This is a genomic window from Kitasatospora sp. NPDC096128 (assembly GCF_040303105.1).
Classification (GTDB): Bacteria; Actinomycetota; Actinomycetes; order Streptomycetales; family Streptomycetaceae; genus Kitasatospora.
Genome location: NZ_JBEOSP010000013.1, coordinates 31,733 through 55,849 on the forward strand (window position 1 = coordinate 31,733; position 24,117 = coordinate 55,849).

Annotated in this window: 2 protein-coding genes; both read right to left on the reverse strand. The window is 75.0% G+C overall.

The window, feature by feature from the left end; all coding sequences use genetic code 11:
* Positions 1-58: 58 nt before the first annotated feature.
* Positions 59-9,682: a type I polyketide synthase gene (locus ABTY61_RS16615; RefSeq protein WP_350505707.1), complete on the reverse strand. Its 9,624-nt coding sequence runs from the start codon at positions 9,680-9,682 to the stop codon at positions 59-61.
* Positions 9,683-9,721: 39 nt separating this feature from the next.
* The gene (locus tag ABTY61_RS16620) at positions 9,722-24,085 is read right to left on the reverse strand and encodes a type I polyketide synthase (protein WP_350505708.1); all 14,364 of its coding nucleotides are present in this window, start codon (positions 24,083-24,085) and stop codon (positions 9,722-9,724) included.
* Positions 24,086-24,117 lie beyond the last annotated feature (32 nt).

Sequence of the window (24,117 nt, forward strand, 5' to 3'; positions counted from 1 at the left end):
ATCTCACCATTCCAGTTCTTGAAAAGCAAGCCTGCTAGCCGCAAGCACGGACAACCAATTACCTGCCGAGTTCCCTGTGAATGAACTCGAATATCTCGTCGTCCGTTGCGGACCCGATCTTCTCCGCGACCGCCTGGCTTTCCGCCGGGGCGCCGACCTCCAGCCACTGGGAAAGGAGCCCCTGCAGGCGATCGGTGATCATTTGATGTGTCTTCTCATCCGGTGCCGCCCCGGTCAGCAGCGACCCGAGCCGGTCGACCTCCTCGACCAGGGACGCCGGGCCGGCCTCGTCCTGGAACTCCTCGTTCCAGAGGTACTCGGCCAGCACCACCGGGGTGGGGCAGTCGAACAGCAGCGTGGCCGGCAGCTGGAGTCCGGTGGCGGCACCGATCCGGTTGCGCAGCTCGACCGAGGTCAGCGAGTCGAAGCCCAGGTCGCTGAAGGCCCGGGTGGCCTCGACGGCCTCGGGCGAGGCGTAGTCGAGCACCGAGGCCGCCTGGGCCTGGACCAGCTTGACCAGCGCCCGGTTCTGCTCGGCCCGGGACAGGCCCGCCAGCCGCTGCCTCAGGGACTCGCCCGCCGCCGGGTCGGCCGCCGGGTCCGACGCCCCGCCGGCCAGCGCCGCGACCACCTCGGGCAGGCCCTCGATCAGCGGGCTGCGGCGGCGCAGCGTGAACGGCGGGGCGAACCGCGCCCAGTCCACGTCGGCCACCGTGACCGCGCCCTCGCGGCCGTCCAGGATCTGGGCCAGCGCCTGCACGGCGTGGTCCTCGTCCATGACCATCAGGCCGCCCCGCGCCATCCACGCGGCGGTGTCGGCGTCGGTCATGCCGCCGCCGCCCCAGGGGCCCCAGGCCACCGAGGTGCCGGGCAGCCCCTCGGCCCGGCGCCGCTCGGCCAGGCCGTCCAGGAAGGTGTTGGCCGCGGCGTAGGCGGGCTGGACGCTGCTGCCCCAGGTCGCCGAGATCGACGAGAAGAGGACGAACGCGTCGAGGTCCAGGCCGGCGGTCAGCTCGTCCAGGTGGACGGCGCCGGCGGCCTTGGCGGCCAGCACCGCGGCCGTCTCGGCCAGGTCGGTGTCCGCCACCGTGGTGGCCTGTCCGATGCCGGCGGTGTGCATCACCGTCGACAGGGCCGGGCCGGTCGCCGGGATCCGGTCGAGCAGGCCGGCCAGCTGCGACCGGTCGGCGGCGTCGCAGGCCACGACGTCCACATCGCTGCCCAGGGCGGCCAGTGCGGCGGCCCTCGCGGCCAGACCGGCGGCGGCCGGGCCGGACCGGCTGGTCAGCACCAGCCGCCGTGCACCCCGGCCGGCCAGCCAGGCGGCCACGTGCCCGCCGATCGCACCGGTGCCACCGGTGATCAGGACACTGCCGCCGGGCGTCCACTGCCCGGCGCCGGCGTGCGGCTGACCGGCCCTGGTGAGCCGGCGGCCGAGGATCGCGGCCGGGCGGATGGCGACCTGGTCCTCGCCGCAGCCGGCCAGGACGGCGACCAGCCGGCCCGCGGTCTGCTCGTCGACCGTGCCGGGCAGGTCGACCGACCCGCCCCAGCGGTCCGGGTGCTCCAGCGCCACCACGCGGCCCAGGCCCCAGACCTGCGTCTGCACCGGGCGGGCCGGGCCGGTGCCCGGTCCGTCGGCCACCGCACCGGAGGTGAGCACCCACAGCGGTGCGCCCACCTCGGCGTCGCCGAGCGCCTGCACCAGGGCCAGCGTCGCGGCGAAGCCCCCGGGAACCACCGGGTGCTCGGGCACCGGAGTCTCGTCCAGGGCCAGCAGCGACACCACCCCGGCGAACCCGGCCTCCGGCAGCACCGCACGGATCCGCTCCGCCGTCGGCTTCCGGTCGGCCGCGGCCTCGACCTCCAGGACGACGAGCTCGGCACCACGGGCGCTCAGCGCCGCCGTGCACTGCTCGGCGAAGGCGGCATCCGCCCCTCCGGCGGGGAGCACGACCAGCCACTGCCCGGACAGCCGGGCGGGAGCGGGGTCGGCGACCGGCGCCCAGGTGACGCGGTAACGCCAGTTCTCCGTCACCGAGCGGTCCTGCTCCCGACGGCGCCAGGATGCCAGGGCGGGCAGCACCGCACCGAGCTGCTGCTGGTCCTCGATCGCGAGCGTGTCGGCGAGCCGGGCCAGGTCGCCGCCCTCGACGGCGGCCCAGAACGCGGCCTCCGCCTCGGTGCTCGCACCGTCGCCGCCCACCGGGGACGCCGTCGCGGCGGCCTGCAGCCAGTAGTGCTGGTGCTGGAAGGCGTAGGTCGGCAGGTCCACCGGCTCGGCGGCCGGCAGCACGGCCTTCCAGTCGACCGGAAGGCCGCCGACGTGGGCCTGCGCCAGCGCGGTGACCAGACGGGCGGCGCCGCCGTTGTCGCGCTCCAGCGAGCCCACGCTCAGGACGTCGAGGCCGGCGTCCTCGGCGGTCTCCGTGACGGCGGCGGTCAGCACCGGGTGCGTCGACACCTCGACGAACGACCCGTAGCCGCCGCTCAGGAGCGTACGGACGGCCTCCTCGAAACGGACCATCCGCCGCAGGTTGGCGTACCAGTACGCGGCGTCCACCTCGGTGCCGGTGAGCCACTCGCCGGTCACCGTCGAGACCATCGGCACCCGGCCCGCCCGCGGCGCGATCCCCGCCAACTCCCCGGCCAGCACCGCCTCCAGCGGCTCCACCGCCGGGGAGTGCGCGACGAAGTCCGTCTCGGGGATCCGCCACCGCAGCACCTTGCGCGAGGCCAGCTCACGCTCGAACTCCGACAGCGCCTCCGGCTGACCGGACACCACGACGGCCGCCGGGCTGTTCACCGCGGCCACCGACAGCCGCTCACCGAAGCCGTCGACGATCTCGCGCACCGCCGGCGAGGGCATCACCACCGACACCATCGAGCCCTGGACGGCGAGACCCGTCAGGGCTCGCGCCCGGACGGTCACCACCCGGGCGGCGTCCTCGATGCTGAGCATCCCGGCCACCGTGGCAGCCGCGATCTCACCCTGCGAGTGACCGACGACCGCATCCGGCGTCACCCCCGCGGCCTCCCACACGGCCGCGAGCGACACCATGATCGCCCACAGCACCGGCTGCACCACATCCGCCGTGTCCAGCCCCGGAGCACCCTCCACACCCTCGACGACCTCGGACAGCTTCCAGTCCACGAACGGCGCCAACGCCGCCTCGCACTCCGCCAACCGCGCCGCGAACACCGGCGACGACGCCAGCAGCTCCCGGCCCATCCCGACCCACTGCGCACCCTGACCCGCGAACACGAACGCCGTCCGACCACCGGTCCGGGCCACACCCGACACCACCGAAGCGGCCGAGGCACCGAGCGCCAGACCCTCCAGACCCGACACCAGCTCGGTACGGTCGCCGCCGACCACCACGGCCCGGTGCTCGAACACCGAACGCGTCGCCGCCAACGACCACGCCACCTCGCCCGGCACCAGCTCCGGACGCGCCGACACCCAGTCCCGCAGCCGGCCCGCCTGGGCCGTCAGCCCCTGGGCCGACCGGCCCGACACCAGCCACGCCGCCGGCCCGCCCTCGACCACCGCGGGAGCGGCCGGAGCCACCTCGACCTCGGTGTCCACCGGTCCGCCGTCCGCGACCGGGGCCTCCTCCAGGATGAGGTGGGCGTTGGTGCCGCTCATGCCGAACGACGAGACACCGGCGCGACGCACCCGGTTCTCGGCCGTCCACGGCACGGCCTCGGTCAACAGCTCGACCTCACCGGCCGACCAGTCGATGTGCGGCGAGCGCTCGGCGGCGTGCAGGGTCCCCGGCAGTTCCCGGTTCCGCAGCGCCATCACCATCTTGATCACACCGGCCACACCGGCGGCCGCCTGGGTGTGCCCGATGTTCGACTTCACCGACCCCAGCCGCAACGGACCGCTGTCGCCCCGCTCCTGACCGTACGTCGCCAGCAGCGCCTGCGCCTCGATCGGGTCACCCAGCGGGGTGCCCGTCCCGTGCGCCTCCACCACGTCGACCTCGTCCGCACGGACCCCGGCGTTGGCCAGGGCAGCGCGGATGACGCGCTGCTGAGAGGGGCCGTTGGGCGCCGTCAGGCCGTTGGACGCACCGTCCTGGTTGGTGGCGCTGCCGCGGATCACCGCGAGCACCGGGTGCCCGTTGCGCCGGGCGTCCGACAGCCGCTCGACCACGAGCATGCCAGCGCCCTCGCCCAGGCCCATGCCGTCGGCCGCGGCCGAGAACGGCTTGCACCGGCCGTCGGGCGCCAGCCCCATCTGCCGGCTGAACTGGTCGAACAGCAGCGGGTTGGCCGCCACCATGACACCGCCGGCCAGGGCCAGCGTGCACTCCCCGGAGCGCACCGCCTGGCAGGCGAGGTGCAGGGCCACCAGCGAGGACGAGCACGCGGTGTCGACCGTCACCGCCGGGCCCTCCAGGCCCAGCACGTACGACACCCGGCCGGACACCACGCTGGTCGAGATCCCGGTGACCAGGTGCCCGTCCAGCTCGCCCTGCAGGCCGGAACTCCAGCCGTAACCCGAGGCGGACGCGCCCGCGAACACACCGGTCGCCGAACCGCGCAGCGCCGCCGGGTCGAGACCGGCCCGCTCCAGCGCCTCCCAGGCCACCTCCAGCAGCAGCCGCTGCTGCGGGTCCATCGACACCGCCTCACGCGGGCTGATCCCGAAGAACCCCGCGTCGAAGCCGGTCGCGTCGTAGACGAAGCCGCCGGCCCGGACGGGACCGCCCTCGGCGGCGTCGCCCTGGCCCTCGATGACCCAGCCGCGGTCCTCCGGCAGGACGGAGATGGCGTCGGTCCCGCCGGCCACCAGGTCCCACAGCGCCTCGGGGCCGGTCACACCGCCCGGGTACCGGCAGGCCATCCCGACGATCGCCAGCGGCTCGTCGGTCGCCGCCGCCACCACCGGAGCGCTCTGCGCGGCGTCGGGGAGGCCGGCCAGCTGCGCCAGCAGGAACTCGGCGGCGGACGTCGGCGTGGGGGCGTCGAACAGCAGGGTCGCGGGCAGCCGGAGTCCGGTCGCGGCGCTGAGCCGGTTGCGCAGCTCGACCGAGGTCAGCGAGTCGAAGCCCAGGTCGCTGAAGGCCCGGGTGGCCTCGACGGCCTCGGGCGAGGCGTAGTCGAGCACCGAGGCGGCCTGGGTCTGCACCAGGTGGACCAGCGCCCGGTTCTGCTCGAGGCGCGACAGGCCCGCCAGCCGCTGCTTCCACGACGCGCTCGCGTCCGAACCGCCGGCCGGGTCGTCCCCGGGGGCGTCCGGCAGCTCGTCGGCCAGGGCCGCGACGACCTCGGGCAGGCCCTCGATCAGCGGGCTGGGACGGCGCAGGGTGAACGGCGGGGCGAACCTGTCCCAGTCGATGTCGGCGACGGTCAGCTGCTCCTCGCCGCCGTCCAGGATCTGGGCCAGCGCCTGCACGGCCCGGTCCTTGTCCATGACGACCAGACCGCGGCGGCTGCCCTGGGCGGCGCCCGCCTCGTCGGTCATGCCACCGCCGCCCCAGGAGCCCCAGGCCACCGAGGTCGCGGTCCGGCCCCGGGCCCGGCGGTACTCGGCCAGGCCGTCCAGGAAGGTGTTGGCCGCGGCGTAGGCGGGCTGGAGACCACTGCCCCAGGTCGCGGCGATCGACGAGAAGAGGACGAACGCGTCGAGGTCCAGCTCGGCGGTCAGCTCGTCCAGGTGGACCGCGCCGGCGGCCTTGGCGGCCAGCACCGCGGCCGTCTCGGCCAGGTCGGTCTCGTGCACGGTGTTGTGCTGGACGACACCGGCGGTGTGGAACACCGCGGACAGGGCGGGGCCGGTCGCCGGGATCCGGTCGAGCACCCCGGCCAGGTCGGACCGCTCGGCGGCGTCGCAGGCCAGGACGTCCACGTCGGCGCCCAGGGCGGCCAGTTCGGCGGCCTTCGCGGCCAGACCGGCGGCGGCCGGGCCGGACCGGCTGGTCAGCACCAGCCGCCGTGCACCCCGGCCGGCCAGCCAGGCGGCCACGTGCCCGCCGATCGCACCGGTGCCACCGGTGATCAGGACACTGCCGCCGGGCGTCCACTGCCCGGCGCCGGCGTGCGGCTGACCGGCCCTGGTGAGCCGGCGGCCGAGGATCGCGGCCGGGCGGATGGCGACCTGGTCCTCGCCGCAGCCGGCCAGGACGGCGGTCAGCCGGCCCGCGGTCTGCTCGTCGAACTCGGCCGGCAGGTCGATCAACCCGCCCCAGCGGTCGGGGTGTTCGAGGCCGACGACGCGGCCGAAGCCCCAGATCTGGGTCTGCAGCGGGTTGGTCAGGGCCTCCCCCGGCGTGGCCGCGACGGCGCCGCGGGTGAGCACCCACAGCGGCGCCTCGATGCCCGAGTCGCCCAGGGCCTGCACCGCGGCCAGCGTGGTGGCGAAGCCCCGGGGGACCGCCGGGTACCCGGGTACCGGAGTCTCGTCCAGGGCCAGCAGCGACACGATGCCGGCCGGCGCCTCGGAGCCGTGCAGCGCCTCGGCGATGGCGAGCGCCACCTCGGACCGGTCCACGGCGTCGGCCGGCAGCTCGGCGACGGTGACGTCCGCGCCGCGGGCGGCCAGCGCCCGGACGCAAGGCCCGGTCAGCTCGTCCTCGGCCCGGTCGGCGAGCACCAGCCAACGGCCGGTGAGCGCGGCGGAGTCGGGGTCCGAGACCGGCGCCCAGGTCACCTGGTAGCGCCAGTTCTCCGTCGCCGAGCGGTCGCGCTCGCGGCGGCGCCAGGAGGTCAGCGCCTCCAGCACCTCGCCGAGCGAACGCCGGTCGTCCAGCTCCAGGACCTCGGCGATGTGGGCCAGGTCGCCGCCCTCGACGGCGGCCCAGAACGCGGCCTCCGCCTCGCTGCCCGCGCCGTCACCACCGACAACGGCCGTACCCTCGGCCGAGGGCTCCAGCCAGTACCGCTGACGCTGGAACGCGTACGTCGGCAGGTCCACCGGCTCCGCGGCCGGCAGCACGGACTTCCAGTCGACCGCAAGACCACCGACGTAGGCCTGCGCCAACGCCGTCACCAGCCGGGCCGCACCCGCGTTCTCACGCTCCAGCGTGCCGACCGCCAGCACATCCGCGACACCCGCGTCCTCCGCCGTCTCCGCCACCGCCGCGGTCAGCACCGGATGCGTCGACACCTCCACGAACGACCCGTACCCGCCGCCCAGCAGCGTACGGACGGCCTCCTCGAAACGGACCATCCGCCGCAGATTCGCGTACCAGTACCCGGCATCCACCTCGGTACCCGTGAGCCACTCACCGGTCACCGTCGAGACCATCGGCACCCGACCCGCCCGCGGCGCGATCCCCGCCAACTCCCCGGCCAGCACCGCCTCCAACGGCTCCACCGCCGGGGAGTGCGCGACGAAGTCCGTCGCCGGGATCCGCCACCGCAGCACCTTGCGCGAAGCCAGCTCACGCTCGAACTCCGACAACGCCTCCGGCTCACCCGACACCACGACGGCCGCCGGGCCGTTCACCGCCGCCACCGACAGCCGCCCACCGAAGCCGTCGACGATCTCACGCACCGCCGGCGAGGGCATCACCACCGACACCATCGAGCCCTGGACGGCGAGACCCGTCAGCGCCCGCGCCCGGACAGCCACCACCCGGGCGGCATCCTCCAGCGACAGCATCCCGGCCACCGTCGCCGCCGCGATCTCACCCTGCGAGTGACCCACCACCGCATCCGGCGTCACCCCCGCGGCCTCCCACACGGCCGCCAGCGACACCATGATCGCCCACAGCACCGGCTGCACCACATCCGCCGTGTCCAGCCCCGGAGCACCCTCCACACCCTCGACGACCTCGGAGAGCCTCCAGTCCACGAACGGCGCCAACGCCGCCTCGCACTCCGCCAACCGCGCCGCGAACACCGGCGACGACGCCAGCAGCTCCCGGCCCATCCCGACCCACTGCGCACCCTGACCCGCGAACACGAACGCCGTCCGACCACCCGAACGCGCGACCCCGGAGACCACCGAAGCAGCCGAGACGCCACTCCCCAGGGCGCCGAGCCCGGACAGCAGCTCGCTACGGTCGTCACCGACCACCACGGCCCGGTGCTCGAACACCGAACGCGTCGCCGCCAACGACCACGCCACCTCGCCCGGCACCAGCTCAGGCCGCGCCGACACCCAGTCCCGCAGCCGGCCCGCCTGGGCCGTCAGCCCCTGGGCCGACCGGCCCGAGACCACCCAGGCCGCCAGCCCGTCCAGCTCCACCACCGCGGGAGCGGCCGGAGCCGCCTCGATCTCGGCGGTCGACTCGTCCACGGCGTCGGCACCCTCGGCGCCCTCGGCGTCGCCGTCGGGGGCCGCCGTGGCCCCGTCGTCCTCGGCCGGGGCCTCCTCCAGGATGATGTGCACGTTGGTGCCGCTCATCCCGAACCCGGACACGCCGCCACGGCGCACCCGCTCCCCGGCGGGCCACGCCACCGGCTCGGCCAGCAGCTTGACGTCACCGGCCGACCAGTCCACCTCATGCGTCGGTTCGTCGACGTGGAGCGTGGCCGGCAGCTGCTCGTTCTGCAGCGCCAGCACCATCTTGATGATCCCGGCCATGCCCGCGGCCTGCTGGGTGTGCCCGATGTTGGACTTCACCGACCCCAGCCACAGCGGCCGGTCCTCCGGGCGGTTCTGCCCGTAGGTGGCCAGCAGAGCCTGGGCCTCGATCGGGTCGCCGAGCGGGGTGCCGGTGCCGTGTGCCTCGACCACGTCCACGTCGGCCGTGGAGAGCTTGGCGCTGGCCAGCGCCGCGCGGATGACGCGCTGCTGGGACGGACCGTTCGGGGCGGTCAGACCGTTGGACGCACCGTCCTGGTTGATCGCCGAACCGCGCACCACGGCAAGGACCTTGTGCCCGTTGCGGCGCGCGTCCGACAGCCGCTCCACCACCACGACACCGGCGCCCTCGGCGACGCCCATGCCGTTCGCCCCGGCCCCGAAGGCCTGGCAGCGCCCGTCGGGCGACAGGCCGAGCGAGGTGCTGAAGTCGGTGAACAGCACCGGGGTGGCCGCCACGAACGCGCCCCCGACCAGCGCCATCGAGCACTCGCCGGAGCGCAGCGCCTGGGCGGCCAGGTGCAGCGAGACCAGCGACGACGAGCACGCGGTGTCGATCGACACCGCCGGGCCCTCCAGGCCCAGCGTGTAGGACACCCGGCCGGACAGGATGCTGGTGGCGTTGCCGGTCATCACGTGACCGTCGAGCTCGCCCTGCTTGCCGGTGATCCAGCCGTACCCGGAGGCGGACGCGCCGGCGAACACGCCGGTCTGCGAGCCCCGGAGCGTGGCCGGGTCGATCCCGGCCCGCTCCAGTGCCTCCCAGGCCACCTCCAGCAGCAGGCGCTGCTGCGGGTCCATCGACAGCGCCTCACGCGGGCTGATCCCGAAGAAGCCGGCATCGAACTCGGTGGCGCTGTAGATGAAGTTGCCCGCCTGCACCTCCGCGGCGCCGGGGCCGCCGGGCTCGCCGAAGGCCCACCCGCGGTCCTGCGGCAGCCCGGCCACCGATTCCCGCCCGGCGTCCAGCAGGTCCCACAGGGCCTCGGGGCTGCGCACGCCCCCGGGGAAGCGGCAGCCCATGCCGACGATGGCGATGGGTTCGCCGCCGGCGTCTTCCAATTCCTGCAGACGCTGCCGGGTCTCGTGCAGATTAGCGGTCACCCGCTTGAGGAAGTAGCGGAGCTTGTCTTCGCTCACTTACGTCACCTCGTCGAAGAAGTCGCGGCGTTGGCCGTGTCAGTGGATTCCGAGTTCCTTGCCGATGAAATCGAAGACTTCGTCGTCGGTTGACGATTCGAGCTTCTCCGCAACTCCGGTCTCGGCGGTCTGTGCCCGAGCCTCCCTCCACTTGGAGAGCACGACTTCGAGGCGGTTCGTGATCAGGGCGGATTCGGCGTCGCCGGCGATCCCGGCGAGCATGCCCTCCAGCTTGTCCAGCTCGATCAGCACCGGCCGGGCCGGGCTGGTCTCCTCGGTCAGGCCCGCCCGCAGGTGGTCCGCGAGGGCGGCCGAGGTGGGGTAGTCGAACAGCAGCGTGCTGGGCAGGCGCAGTCCGGTGGACGCGCCCAGCCGGTCCCGCAGTTCGACGGCGGTCAGCGAGTCGGCCCCGAGGTCGTTGAAGGCGCGGTCGGCCTCGACGGACTCGATGCTCGCGTGTCCCAGGACGGCGGCGGCCTCGGTCCGGACCAGGTCGATCAGCAGTCGGTCCTGTTCCACCCGGGACAGGCCCGCCAGTTGCAGCGCCAGCGCGTTCCCGGCCGACGGGTCGGCCTGGGCGTCGTCGTCACCGTTGCCGGCCAGGGCCTCGATGACCTCGGGCAGGCTCTCGATCAGCGGGCTGGGGCGGCGCAGGGTGAACGGCGGGGCGAACCGCGCCCAGTCCACGTCCACGACGGTGAGCAGCCGGTCCTGGCCGTCAAGTGCCTGGGCCAGGGCCTGGATCGCCTGGGCCGGGTCGATCAGGCGCAGGCCGCGGCGGGTCATCGCGGCCGCGCCCTCCGCGTCGGTCATCCCGCCGCCGCCCCACGGACCCCAGGCCACCGAGGTGGCAGCCAGGCCGCGGGCGTGGCGGTTCTCCGCCAGGGCGTCCAGGTAGGCGTTCGCCGCCGCGTAGCCGGCCTGGAGACCACTGCCCCAGGTCGCCGCGATGGAGGAGAACAGCACGAACGCGTCCAGGTCCAGGTCGGCGGTCAGCCGGTCGAGACTGGCGGCGCCGGCGGCCTTGGCCGCCAGCATGGCGGCGGTCTCCTCCACCGTGACGTCGTCCAGTGCGGTGGCCTGCCCGAGGCCGGCGGCGTGCATGACCGCGGTCAGCGGCGGGCCGCCCGCCCCGATCCTGGCGAGCACTCCCGCCAGGGCGGCGTCCTCGGCGGCGTCGCAGGCGAACACGTCCACCTCGGTCCCCGCGGCCGCCAGTTCGGCCGCCAGGGCGGCCGTCCCCGCGGACCCGGCCCCGGAGCGGCTGGTCAGCACGAGCCGCTTGGTACCGCGATCGGCCAGCCAGCGGGCGACGTGCCCGCCGATCGCACCGGTTCCGCCGGTGACCAGTACGGTGCCGCGCGGCACGAACTGCCCTGCCACGCCGCGCGGTCGGGCGGCCCTGGTGAGCCGGCGGCCGAAGATCCCGGCCGGACGGATCGCGACCTGGTCCTCGCCGCACTCGGCCAGCACCGCGCAGAACAGCTCCGCGGCCCGGTCGTCGAACTCGGCCGGCAGGTCGATCAGACCGCCGCCGTGGTCGGGGTGTTCCAGGGTGGCGACCCGGCCGAGCCCCCAGGCCTGCGCCTGCACCGGGTTGGTCAGGGCCTCGTCCGAGGTGGTGGCCACCGCACCGCGGGTCAGCGCCCACATCGGTGCGTGGACGCCCTCGGCGATCAGGGCCTGGATCAGCGTCTGGGTCCCGGCGAGACCGTTCGCCAGCACCGGGTGACCGGGCAGCGGCGTCTCGTCCAGGGCCAGCAGCGACACCACGCCGGAGACCTCGGCCTCGGGCAGCGTCGCGGCGATCCGCGCGGCCATCAGCCCCTGGTCGGCGGTCTCGGTGGTCGACAGTGTCACGACCTCGGCGCCGCGCGCGGTCAGCGCCCGCACGCACGCCTGCCACAGCTCGCCCCCGGCCTGCTCGGGCGTGCCCACCAGCAGCCAGTGCCCGTCGAGCACGGCCGGGGCGGGGTCGGCCACCGGCGCCCAGCTCACCTGGTAGCGCCAGTTCACGGCCGCCGACCGGTCCAGCTCGCGGCGCCGCCAGGACGCCAGAGCCGGCAGCACCTCGCCGAGGTGCCGCTGGTCCTCCAGGGCCAGGGTGTCGCCGAGTCCGGCCAGGTCGCCGTTGTCGACGGCGGCCCAGAACCGGGCCTCGGCGGCCGTGCCCGTCCCCTCCCCGCCGGTGTTCGGCGAGGTCTGGACGCCCTTGGGCCAGTACGTCTCCTGTCGGAAGGCGTAGGTCGGCAGCTGGACCGGCGTACCGGTCGGAAGCACCGAACTCCACTCCACCGAAGCGCCGTTGACGTACGCCCGGGCCAGGCCCGCCACCAGACTCGGAACGCTCTCGTCGTTGCGCCGCTGGAGCGGGACGAACACAGCGTCCTCGGTCCCGGTGCCCGCGACGATGTCCGAGCCCAGCGAGGACAGCGAGCCGTCCGGGCCGACCTCGATGAACACCGTCACACCCTGCTCGGCGAGCACGGCAACCGCATCCGCGAACCGCACCGCCTGACGCGTCTGCGCCGGCCAGTACCCCGCCTCGCACTCCGTCACCAGCTCACCGGTCAGCGCACCCGCCCACATCACCTGCGCACGGCCATACTCCAACCCGGCCGCCACAGCCGACAGTTCACCGAGCACCGGGTCCATCGCCGGCGAGTGGAACGCGTGCGAGACCCGCAGCCGCCGCACCCGACGACCCCGCTCCCGCCACACCTCCACCACCCGGTCCACAGCCTCGACCTCACCCGAGACCACCACCGACTCCGGCCCGTTGACCGCAGCGATCACAGCACCCTCGGCAAGCGTCGCAACAACCTCCGCCTCCGACGCGTTGACCGCCGCCATCGCACCACCACTCGGCAACGCCTGCATCAACCGGGCCCGCGCCGCCACCAGACGCACCGCATCCGGCAGCGACAGCACCCCGGCCACATACGCGGCCGCCACCTCACCCACCGAATGACCCACCACCGCATCCGGCACCACACCGGACGCCGCCAGCACCGCCGCGACCGCCACCTCGAAGGCGAACAACCCCGCCTGCGCATACAGCGTCCGGTCCGCGAGGTCGGCGTCCACACCCTCGACGCCCAGCACCACGTCCCGCACCGAGATCCCGAGCTCCAACTCCAGCAGCCCGCTCACCCGGTCGAAGACCTCCGCGAACACCGGACTGCCCTCGTACAGCCCCCGGCCCATCCCGGCCCACTGCGAACCCTGACCCGCGAACACCAGACCCACCCGGGCACCGGCCCGCGCCACGCCCGACACCACCGACGCCGCCGACACACCGCCAGCCAGGCTCCGCAGACCCGACATCAGCTCGTCGCGCCCGGCACCGACCACCACAGCCCGGTGCTCGAACACCGAACGCGTCGTCGCCAACGACCACGCCACATCCGCCGGCTCCAGCTCCGGCCGCTGCGAGACCCACTCCCGCAGCCGACCCGCCTGAGCCGTCAGACCCTCCGCCGTCTTGCCCGACACCACCCACGCACCCGCACCCGGCAGCACCGGGTCCGCGATCGGCGCCGCCGGCTCCGCCTCGGCAGCCTCGACGGCCTCGGCCGCCGGCGCCTCCTCCACGATCACGTGCGCGTTGGTCCCGCTGATGCCGAACGCCGACACACCCGCGCGGCGCACCCGGCCCTCGGCCGGCCACGGCACCGGCTCGGCCAGCAGCCGCACCTCGCCCGAGGCCCAGTCCACGTGCGGCGAGGGCTCGTCCACGTGCAGTGTGCGCGGCAGTTCCTCGTGCTGGAGCGCCAGCACCATCTTCATCACACCGGCGATCCCGGCGGCCGCCTGGGTGTGCCCGATGTTCGACTTCACCGAGCCCAGCCACAGCGGCCCCTGGCCGGCCCGCTCCTGACCGTACGTCGCCAGCAGCGCCTGCGCCTCGATCGGATCCCCGAGCGGGGTGCCGGTGCCGTGCGCCTCGACCACGTCCACGTCGGCGGCGGTCAGCCGGGCATTGGCGAGGGCCGCCCGGATCACCCGCTGCTGCGACGGACCGTTCGGCGCGGTCAGACCGTTGGACGCACCGTCCTGGTTGACCGCCGAGCCCCGCACCACCGCGAGCACCCGGTGCCCGTTGCGGCGGGCGTCGGACAGCCGCTCCAGCACCACCATGCCGGCGCCTTCGCCCATGCCCATGCCGTCGGCCCGGGCCGAGAAGGCCTTGGAGCGGCCGTCCGCCGCGAGTCCGCGCTGACGGGCGAAGCCCACCATCTCCCACGGCGTCGCCATCACCGCGACGCCGCCGACCAGGGCCATCGAGCACTCGCCCGAGCGCACCGCCTGGGCGGCCGTGTGCAGCGCCACCAGTGCGGAGGAGCACGCCGTGTCCACCGTCAGCGCCGGGCCCTCCAGGCCCAGCACGTAGGACACCCGGCCGGAGATGATGCTCGTCGCGTTCCCCGTCACCAGGTGGCCCTCCACCTGCCCGGCGCCCTCCCGGCCGCCCAGCTGCATGCTGGCCAGCGCGTAGTTCGACGAGTAGCCGCCGATGAACACGCCGGTGCGCGAGCCGCCCAGCGAGGCCGGGTCGACCCCGGCCGACTCCAGGGCCTCCCAGGACAGTTCGAGCATCAGTCGCTGCTGCGGGTCCATCGCCAGCGCCTCACGCGGGCTGATCCCGAAGAAGCCCGCGTCGAACCGGCTCGCCTGGTGGAGGAAGCCGCCCTCCCGTGCGTAGGTCGTCCCGGCGTTCGCCGGGTCGGGGTCGAACAGCGCGTCCGCGTCCCAGCCGCGGTCCTGCGGGAAGCCGGAGATGCCCTCGCCGCCCGCGGCCAGCAGCTCCCAGAGTTCCTCGGGGGTGTTCAGCCCGCCGGGGAAGCGGCAGCTCATCGCGACGATGGCGACCGGCTCGTCATCGGTGACCACCGCGGTCGGCACGAGCGGCGCCGCGTTGTCGGCCAGCGCGCCGAGCAGCTCGGCGCGCAGGTGCTCGGCCAGCACGGTCGGGGTCGGGTAGTCGAACATCAGCGTCGCCGGCAGGCGCAGCCCGGTCGCGGTGGCGATCCGGTTGCGCAGTTCGACCGACGTCAGCGAGTCGAAGCCCAACTCGCTGAACGCACGCCCGGCTTCGACCTCGTCGGAGCTCGCGTAGTCGAGGACGGCGGCGGCCTCCTCGCGGATCGTGTCGACCAGGATCCGGTCCTGCTCGGCCCGGGACAGGCCGGTCAGGCGCTGGGCGAGCTCGCCCTCCGCCTGCCGCCCGCCGACGGTCCCGGTCTGCTGGGCCGCCTTCAGCTGCTGGGCGTCGGGCAGGTCGCGCAGGAACGGGACGTCCAGGATCTTCGCCTGGCCGGGAGCGGCCGCGAAGGCGGGCCAGTCCAGGTCCATCACGGTCAGGACGGTGTCCGGGCCGGTCGCCGCGGCGCCCAGCGCCTTGACCGCGGTCCCGGGGTCCATCAGGACCTCCCAGCGGTTGCGGCGCAGCCGCTGCCGGGCCGCCTCGCTGCCGCCGGAGACGCCCTCGCCGGCCCACGGGCCCCAGGCCACCGAGACGGCGGGCAGGCCGCGCGAGCGCCGGTTCTGCGCCAGCGCGTCCAGGAAGGCGTTGGCGGCCGAGTAGTTGGCCTGGCCGGCGCCGCCGAAGGTGGCGGCGGCCGAGGAGAACAGCACGAACGCGTCGAGCTCCAGACCGGCCGTCAGCTCGTCGAGGTGACGGGCACCGGCGGCCTTGGGCGCGAGGGCGCTCGCCAACCGCTCGTTGTCGAGGCCGTCGAGCACGCCGTCGTCGAGCACGCCGGCGGTGTGCATGACCGCGGTGAGCGGCGGACCGCCCGCCCCGATGCGGTCGATGACCGCGGCGAGGTCGGCGCGGCTCGCGCTGTCGCAGCCGGTGATCTCGACGTCGGTCCCGGCGGCCGCCAGGCTCGCGGCCAGCGCCACGGCGCCGGGGGCGGTGCTGCCGGACCGGCTGGCCAGGACCAGCCGTTCGGCGCGGCCGGCCAGCCAGCGGGCCACGTGCCCGCCGACGGCTCCGGTCCCGCCGGTGATCAGCACGGTGTCGCGCGGCGTCCAGTCCCGGCCGTCCTTGGGCTGGGGGGCGCGGTTCAGGCGGCGGCCCAGGATGCCGGCGGGCCGGATGGCCACCTCGTCCTCGCCGCAGCCGGCGAGCACCGTGCACAGGCGGCTCGCGGCTCGGTCGTCGAGCACGGCGGGCAGGTCGATCAGGCCGCCCCAGCGGTCCGGCTGCTCCAGGAAGACCACCCGGCCGAGGCCCCAGGTCTGGGCCTGCACCGGGCTGGTCAGCGGGTCGCCCGGGCCGGTGGCGATCGCCCCGGAGGTGAGCGTCCACAGCGGGGCGACGATCGCGGCGTCGGTCAGCGCCTGGAGCAGGGCCAGGGTGCCGGCCAGGCCGGCGGGCACGGCCGGCAGGCCGGGGAGCGGCGCCTCGTCCAGGCCGAGCAGCGACACCACGCCGGTCACCCGCACCGGGGCGTCCGCGTCGTCGTCGTTGCGCAGGGCCCGGCCGAGGTCGGCGGCCAGCGACTCGCGGCGCGCCGCGCCGTTGTCGACCTCGACCACCTCGACGCGGTCGGCCCGCGCGGTCAGCGCGCGGACGCAGGCCCGGACCAGGTCGGCGGCGGCGCCGGTGCGGTCCGCCGGGACGGCCACCAGCCAGGTGCCGGCCGGCTTGGCCGGTGCCGGGTCGGTGACCGGTGCCCAGGTCACCCGGTAGCGCCAGTTCCCGGTGACGTCCCGGTCCCGTTCCCGGCGTCGCCAGGTCGCCAGGGCCGGGAGCACCTCGCCGAAGGAGCGCTGTCCGTCCACCGCCAGGGTGTCGGCGAGCTGTTCGAGGTCGCCGCCCTCGACGGCCGCCCAGAACCGGGCCTCGGCCTCCGAGGAGGCGCCGTCGCCACCGAGCGCCGCCGGCGGGGCCAGGCGGGAGCCGGTGAGCCAGTAGCGCTGGTGCTGGAAGGCGTAGGTGGGCAGGTCGGTGCGCCGCGCGGCGGGCAGCACCCGCTGCCAGTCGACGCAGGTGCCGCCCACGTGCACCTGGGCGAGCGCCGCCAGCAGCCGCGCGGGGCCGCTGTTCTCGCGGTCGAGCGTCCCGGTGATCACCGGGGTCCCGGCCGTGCCCAGGTCCTCGATCGTCTCGGCGATCCCGCCGGTCAGCACCGGCTGCGGGGACACCTCGATGAACGTGCGGTTCCCGGCCGCGGCCAGCTCGCGGACGGCCTCCTCGAAGCGGACGGTCCGGCGGACGTTGGCGAACCAGTACCCGGGGTCCAGCTCCGCGCCGTTCATCCACCGGCACTCGACCGTGGAGAACAGCGGGACGCGGCCGGCCTGCGGCCGGATCCCCGCCAGCCCCTCGGTCAGCACGCCCTCCAGCGCGGACACCCCGGCCGAGTGCGCCACGAAGTCGGTCACCGGGATGGGCCAGCGCATGACCTTCCGGGCCGCCAGCGCGGCGCCGAACTCGGCCATCGCCTCCGTCTCGCCGGACACCACGGTGGCGGCGGGCCCGTTCACGGCCGCGACCGCCAGCCGGTCGCCCCAGGGGGCGAGCAGCTCGCGCACCGCCGCGGCGGGCATGACGACCGACAGCATCGCGCCGCCGGTGCCGAGCCCGGACAGCGCCCGGCTGCGGACCGTCACGACCTCGGCCGCGTCCTCCAGCGACAGGATCCCGGCCACCGTCGCGGCCGCGACCTCGCCCTGGGAGTGTCCGACCACCGCGCCCGGCACCACGCCCGCGGCCTCCCACACGGCGGCCAGCGACACCATGACCGCCCACAGCGCCGGCTGGACCACGTCGGCGGTGTCCAGTGCGGGCGCGCCGTCGGCGCCGGCCAGCACCTCGCTCAACGACCAGTCCACGTACGGCGCGAGCGCCTGCTCGCACTCGGCGATCCGGGCCGCGAACACCGGCGACGCCGCCAGCAGCTCCCGGCCCATGCCGGCCCACTGGGCACCCTGGCCGGGGAAGACGAACACCGGCTCGCTCGACTCGGCGGCGGCCGACGTCGCGGCGACCACGCCGGGCGCGGGCTCCCCGGCCGCCAGCGCGGCCAGGCCCGCGGCCAGCTCCTCGCGGGCGGTCCCGGTCACCACGGCCCGGTACTCGTAGACCGAGCGGGTCGCCGCCAGCGACCACGCCACGTCCGCCGGGTCCGCCTCCGGCCGCGCGGCCAGGTACTCCGCCAGCCGGGCCGCCTGTCGGCGCAGGCCGTCGGAGGTCCGTCCCGACAGCACCCAGGCACCGGCCTCGGGGGCGTCGAGGAGAGCGGGGGCCTGCGGCTGCGCGAGGTGGGCGACGACCTCGTCCGCCGGGTCGGGGGCCTCCTCCAGGATCAGGTGGGCGTTGGTGCCGCTGACCCCGAACGAGGACACCCCGGCCCGGCGCGGGCGGCCGTCCGTCTGCCACGGCCGCGACTCCGTGAGCAGGCGGACGTCGCCGGCCGACCAGTCCACGTACGGCGAGGACTCGTCCGCGTGCAGGGTGGCCGGCAGGTTCTTGTGCTGGAGTGCCAGCACCATCTTGATCAGGCCGCTGATGCCGGCCGCGGCCTGGGTGTGGCCGATGTTGGACTTCACCGAGCCCAGCCACAGCGGCCGGCCCTCCGGCCGGTCCTGGCCGTAGGTGGCGATCACGGCCTGCGCCTCGATCGGGTCGCCCAGCACCGTGCCGGAGCCGTGCGCCTCGACCACGTCGACGTCGGCGGTGGTCAGTCCGGCCTCGGCCAGGGCGGCGCGGATGACGCGCTGCTGCGAGGGGCCGTTGGGCGCGGTCAGGCCGTTGGAGGCGCCGTCCTGGTTGATCGCGGAGCCGCGCACCACGGCCAGCACCGGGTGCCCGTTGCGCCGGGCGTCCGACAGCCGCTCCAGGACGACCATGCCCGCGCCCTCGGAGACGCCCATGCCGTCGGCCGCGGCCGCGAAGGACTTGCACCGGCCGTCGGGGGACAGGCCGCGCTGCTTGCTCACCCAGACGAAGAGGTCCGGGGTGGAGGCGATGAACGCGGCACCGGCCAGCGCCAGCGAGCACTCACCCGAACGCAGCGCCTGGCTGGCCAGGTTGACCGCCACCAGCGCCGAGGAGCACGCCGTGTCGACGGTGACCGCCGGGCCTTCCAGGCCGAAGGTGTAGGACACCCGGCCGGAGAGCACGCTGGTCGTGGTGCCCGTCAGCAGGTGGGCCTCCAGGCCCTCCGAGGCGTCCGGCCCGACCAGGCCGTAGCCCGTGTAGCTCGCGCCCGTGTAGACGCCGGTACGGCTGCCGCGCAGCGCCGACTGGGTGATGCCGGCCCGCTCCAGGGCCTCCCAGGAGGTCTCCAGCAGGAGCCGCTGCTGCGGGTCCATCGCCAGCGCCTCACGCGGGCTGATGCCGAAGAACCCGGCGTCGAACTCGGCCGCGTTGTAGACGAATCCGCCCTGGCGCACGTACGCCGTGCCGGGATTCTCCGGGTCCGGGTCGTAGAGGCCGTCCAGGTCCCAGCCGCGGTCCTGCGGGAACGCGCCGATCGCGTCCGTGCCCGAGTCCAGCAGCTCCCACATGTCCTCCGGGGTCCGCACCCCGCCGGGGAAGCGGCAGGCCATGCCGACGATCACCACGGGGTCGTCGTCCAGCGGCACCGTGCTCGCCGGGACGCGCGCGCCGGCGCTCGCGGCCCGGTCGCCCAGCAGCTCCTCCCGCAGGTAGCCGGCCAGCACGGTCGGGCTCGGGTAGTCGAAGAGCAGCGTGGCGGGCAGCTTCAGCCCGGTCGCGGCACCCAGGCGGTTGCGCAGTTCGACGGCGGTCAGGGAGTCGAAGCCCAGCTCGCTGAAGGCCCGGCTGCTGCCGACCGCCTCCGGCGAGGAGTACTCCAGCACGCCGGCGGCCTCGGCCCTGACCAGGTTGACCAGGGTGCGGTCCTGCTCGGCGGCCGGCAGGCCGGCCAGCTGCTGGCGCAGGGGCGTGGCGGCGGCCTGGTCGGCGGCCTGCTCGGCCCCGTCACCGGCCAGGGCCGCGACGGCCTCCGGCACGCCCTCGATCAGCGGGCTGGGGCGGCGCAGCGTGAACGGCGGGGCGAACCGCGCCCAGTCCACGTCCACGACCGTCGTCAGCGCCTCGCCCCCGTCCAGGATCCGGGCGAGCGCACGGGTGGCCAGGTCGGGGCCCATCAGGCGCAGGCCGCGGCGCTCCAGCTGGGCGCCGTCGGCCCCGGCGCCCATCGCGCCGACGCTCCACGGTCCCCAGGCCACCGAGGTGGCGGCCAGGCCCCGGGCCAGGCGGCTCTCCGCCAGGGCGTCCAGGTAGGCGTTGGCCGCCGAGAACCCGGGCTGCTGCCCGCCGCCCCAGACCGCGGCGACGGAGGAGAAGAGGACGAAGGCGTCGAGGTCCAGGCCGGCGGTCAGCTCGTCCAGCCAGGCCGCCGCGTCCGCCTTGGCCGCGAGGACCTCGGCGAACTCCGCGAGGTCCAGCGCGTCGACCGGCGTGTTGTCGATGGCCTCCGCGAGGTGCAGGACGGACGACAGGGCGGGGCCGGTCGCCGGGATCCGGTCGAGCAGGCCGGCCAGCTGCGACCGGTCGGCGGCCTCGCAGGCCACGACGTCCACATCGCTGCCCAGAGCGGCCAGTTCGGCCGCCAGCGCCGCGGCACCGGGGGCGGCGGGGCCGGTGGTGCCGGTCAGCACCAGTCGGGCCGCACCCCGCTCGACCAGCCAGCGGGCGACATGCCCGCCGATCGCCTCGGTGCCACCGGTGACGAGCACGCTGCCGCGCGGCGTCCAGTCCCGGGCGTCCTTGGGCTGCGGGGCGTGGACCAGTCGGCGGGCCAGCAGACCGGTCCGCCGGACGGCGACCTGGTCCTCGCCGCAGCCGGCCAGGACGGCGGTCAGCAGGCCCGCGGTCCGCTCGTCGAACTCGGCCGGCAGGTCGATCAACCCGCCCCAGCGGTCCGGGTGTTCAAGTGCGACGACCCGGCCGAAGCCCCAGACCTGCGACTGCAGTGGGCCGTCCGGCGCCTCGCCGGGCGTGGCCGCGACGGCGCCGCGGGTGACCACCCACAGCGGGGCGGGGACCTCGGCGTCACCGAGGGCCTGCACCAGGGCGAGGGTCGCCCCGAGGCCGCCGGTCACCGCCGGGTGGGCGGGCAGGCGCGACTCGTCGGTCGCGAGCAGCGACAGCACGCCGGACACCTCGGTGCCCTGCTGCGCCGCACCGATCAGCTCGGCGGTCCCGGCCCGGTCGACGGTGCCGGCCGGAACCTCGACGAACACGACCTCGGCCCCGCGGGAGGAGAGCGCGGCGGCGCACTGCCGGGCGAGTCCGTCCTCGCTCCGGCCCTCCGGGGTGACGACCAGCCAGGTGCCGGACGGCGCACCCGAGAGCCGCTCGGTCACCGGCGTCCAGGTGACGCGGTAGCGCCAGCCCTCCGTCGCCGAGCGGTCGCGCTCGCGGCGGCGCCAGGACGCCAGGGCGGGCAGCACCTCGGCCAGCTGCTGCTGGTCCTCGATCGCGAGCGTGTCGGCGATGCGGGCCAGGTCCCCGTTCTCGACGGCGGCCCAGAACGCGGCCTCCGCCTCGCTGCCCGCGCCGTCACCACCGACAGCCGCCGTACCCTCGGCCGAGGGCTCCAGCCAGTACCGCTGACGCTGGAACGCGTACGTCGGCAGGTCCACCGGCTCGGCGACCGGCAGCACGGACTTCCAGTCGACCGCAAGACCACCGACGTAGGCCTGCGCCAACGCCGTCACCAGCCGGGCCGCACCCGCGTTCTCACGCTCCAGCGTGCCGACCGCCAGCACATCCGCGACACCCGCGTCCTCCGCCGTCTCCGCCACCGCCGCGGTCAGCACCGGATGCGTCGACACCTCCACGAACGACCCGTACCCGCCGCCCAGCAGCGTACGGACGGCCTCCTCGAAACGGACCATCCGCCGCAGATTCGCGTACCAGTACGCGGCGTCCACCTCGGTACCGGTGAGCCACTCACCGGTCACCGTCGAGACCATCGGCACCCGACCCGCCCGCGGCGCGATCCCCGCCAACTCCCCGGCCAGCACCGCCTCCAACGGCTCCACCGCCGGGGAGTGCGCCACGAAGTCCGTCGCCGGGATCCGCCACCGCAGCACCTTGCGCGAAGCCAGCTCACGCTCGAACTCCGACAACGCCTCCGGCTCACCCGACACCACCACCGCCGCCGGGCCGTTCACCGCCGCCACCGACAGCCGCTCACCGAAGCCGTCGACGATCTCGCGCACCGCCGCCGACGGCATCACCACCGACACCATCGAACCCTGCACCGACAGACCCGTCAGCGCCCGCGCCCGGACAGCCACCACCCGGGCGGCATCCTCCAGCGACAGCATCCCGGCCACCGTCGCCGCCGCGATCTCACCCTGCGAGTGACCGACGACCGCATCCGGCGTCACCCCGGCGGCCTCCCACACGGCCGCCAGCGACACCATGATCGCCCACAGCACCGGCTGCACCACATCCGCCGTGTCCAGCCCCGGAGCACCCTCCACACCCTCGACGACCTCGGAGAGCCTCCAGTCCACGAACGGCGCCAACGCCGCCTCGCACTCCGCCAACCGCGCCGCGAACACCGGCGACGACGCCAGCAACTCCCGGCCCATCCCGACCCACTGCGCACCCTGACCCGCGAACACGAACGCCGTCCGACCACCGGTCCGGGCCACACCCGACACCACCGAACCCGACGGCACACCAGCCGCCAAGCTCTCCACACCACCGGCCAGTTCGGCCCGCTCGCCACCGACCACGACCGCCCGGTGCTCGAACACCGAACGGGTCGCCGCGAGCGACCACGCCACCTCCGCCGGCACCAGCTCCGGACGCGCCGACACCCAGCCGGCCAGCCGCTCCGCCTGCCCCGCCAGCGCCTCCGCCGTACGACCCGACACCAGCCACGCCGCCGGCCCGCCCTCGACCACCGCGGGAGCGGCCGGAGCCGCCTCGACCTCGACGACCGACTCGTCCACGGCGTCGGCACCCTCGGCGCCCTCGGCGTCGCCGTCGGGGGCCGCCGCGGCCTCGCCGTCCTCGGCCGGGGCCTCCTCCAGGATGATGTGCACGTTGGTGCCGCTCATCCCGAACGACGACACGCCACCGCGGCGCACCCGCTCCCCGGCGGGCCACGCCACCGGCTCGGCCAGCAGCTTGACGTCACCGGCCGCCCACTCCACGTGCGGGGTCGGCTCGTCCACGTGCAGCGTCTGCGGCAGCTGCTCGTTGCGCAGCGCCAGCACCATCTTCATCACACCCGCCACACCGGCGGCCGCCTGGGTGTGCCCGATGTTCGACTTCACCGAACCCAGCCACAGCGGCCGGCCCTCCGACCGCTCCTGGCCGTAGGTGGCGATCAGCGCCTCGGCCTCGATCGGGTCGCCCAGTGTGGTCGCCGAACCGTGCGCCTCCACCACGTCGACCTCGTCGGCACGGACCCCGGCGTTGGCCAGCGCCGCCCGGATGACGCGCTGCTGCGAAGGACCGTGCGGCGCCGTCAGACCGTTGGACGCACCGTCCTGGTTGGCCGCCGAACCGCGGATCACCGCCAGCACCTGGTGCCCGTTGCGCCGGGCGTCCGACAGCCGCTCCACCACGAGCACGCCGACGCCCTCGGCCCAGCCGGAGCCGTCCGCCTCCGCGGCGAAGGACCTGCAGCGCCCGTCCACGGACGTCCCGCGCTGTCGGGAGAAGCCCACGAAGACGGACGGGCTGGAGATCACCGTCGCGCCGCCGACCAGGGCCAGCGAGGACTCACCGGAGCGCAGCGACTGGGCGGCCAGGTGCAGGGCCACCAGGGACGAGGAGCACGCGGTGTCGATGGTGACGGCCGGGCCCTCCAGGCCCAGGGTGAACGCCACCCGGCCGGAGGTGACACTGGTCGAGATCCCGGTGAGCAGGTGGCCCTCGGACCCTCCGCTCTGCGCCGCCGGATCCGTGCCGTAGCCCTGGCTGTAGGCGCCGGCGAACACACCGGTCCGGCTGCCGCGCAGCGAGGCGGCGTCGATGCCCGCCTGCTCCAGCGCCTCCCAGGCCACCTCCAGCAGCAGGCGCTGCTGCGGGTCCATGGTGACCGCCTCGCGCGGGCTGATCCCGAAGAAGCCGGCGTCGAACTCGGTGGCGTCGTACATGAATCCGCCGTGGCGCGCGTACGAGGTGCCCGGGTGGTCGGGATCGGGGTCGTACAGGTTCTCGAGGTCCCACCCGCGGTCCTGCGGGAACGGGCCGATCGCGTCCGAGCCGTCGACGAGCAGCTTCCACAGCTCCTCGGGGTTGCGCACCCCGCCGGGGAAGCGGCAGCCCATGCCGACGATCGCGATCGGCTCCTGGCTCCGTTCCTCGACCTCAGCGAGGCGACGACGGACCTGACGCAGATTAGCCGTCACGAGCTTCAGATAATCGCGGAGCCTGTCTTCGTTGGCCATTTAATTCCGCCACCCCTGCTTGCCGAGGATAT

Coding starts and splice junctions, on each gene's coding strand:
- ABTY61_RS16620 (WP_350505708.1), bottom strand. CDS start 24,085: ATGGCCAACGAAGACAGGCTCCGCGATTATCTGAAGCTCGTGACGGCT.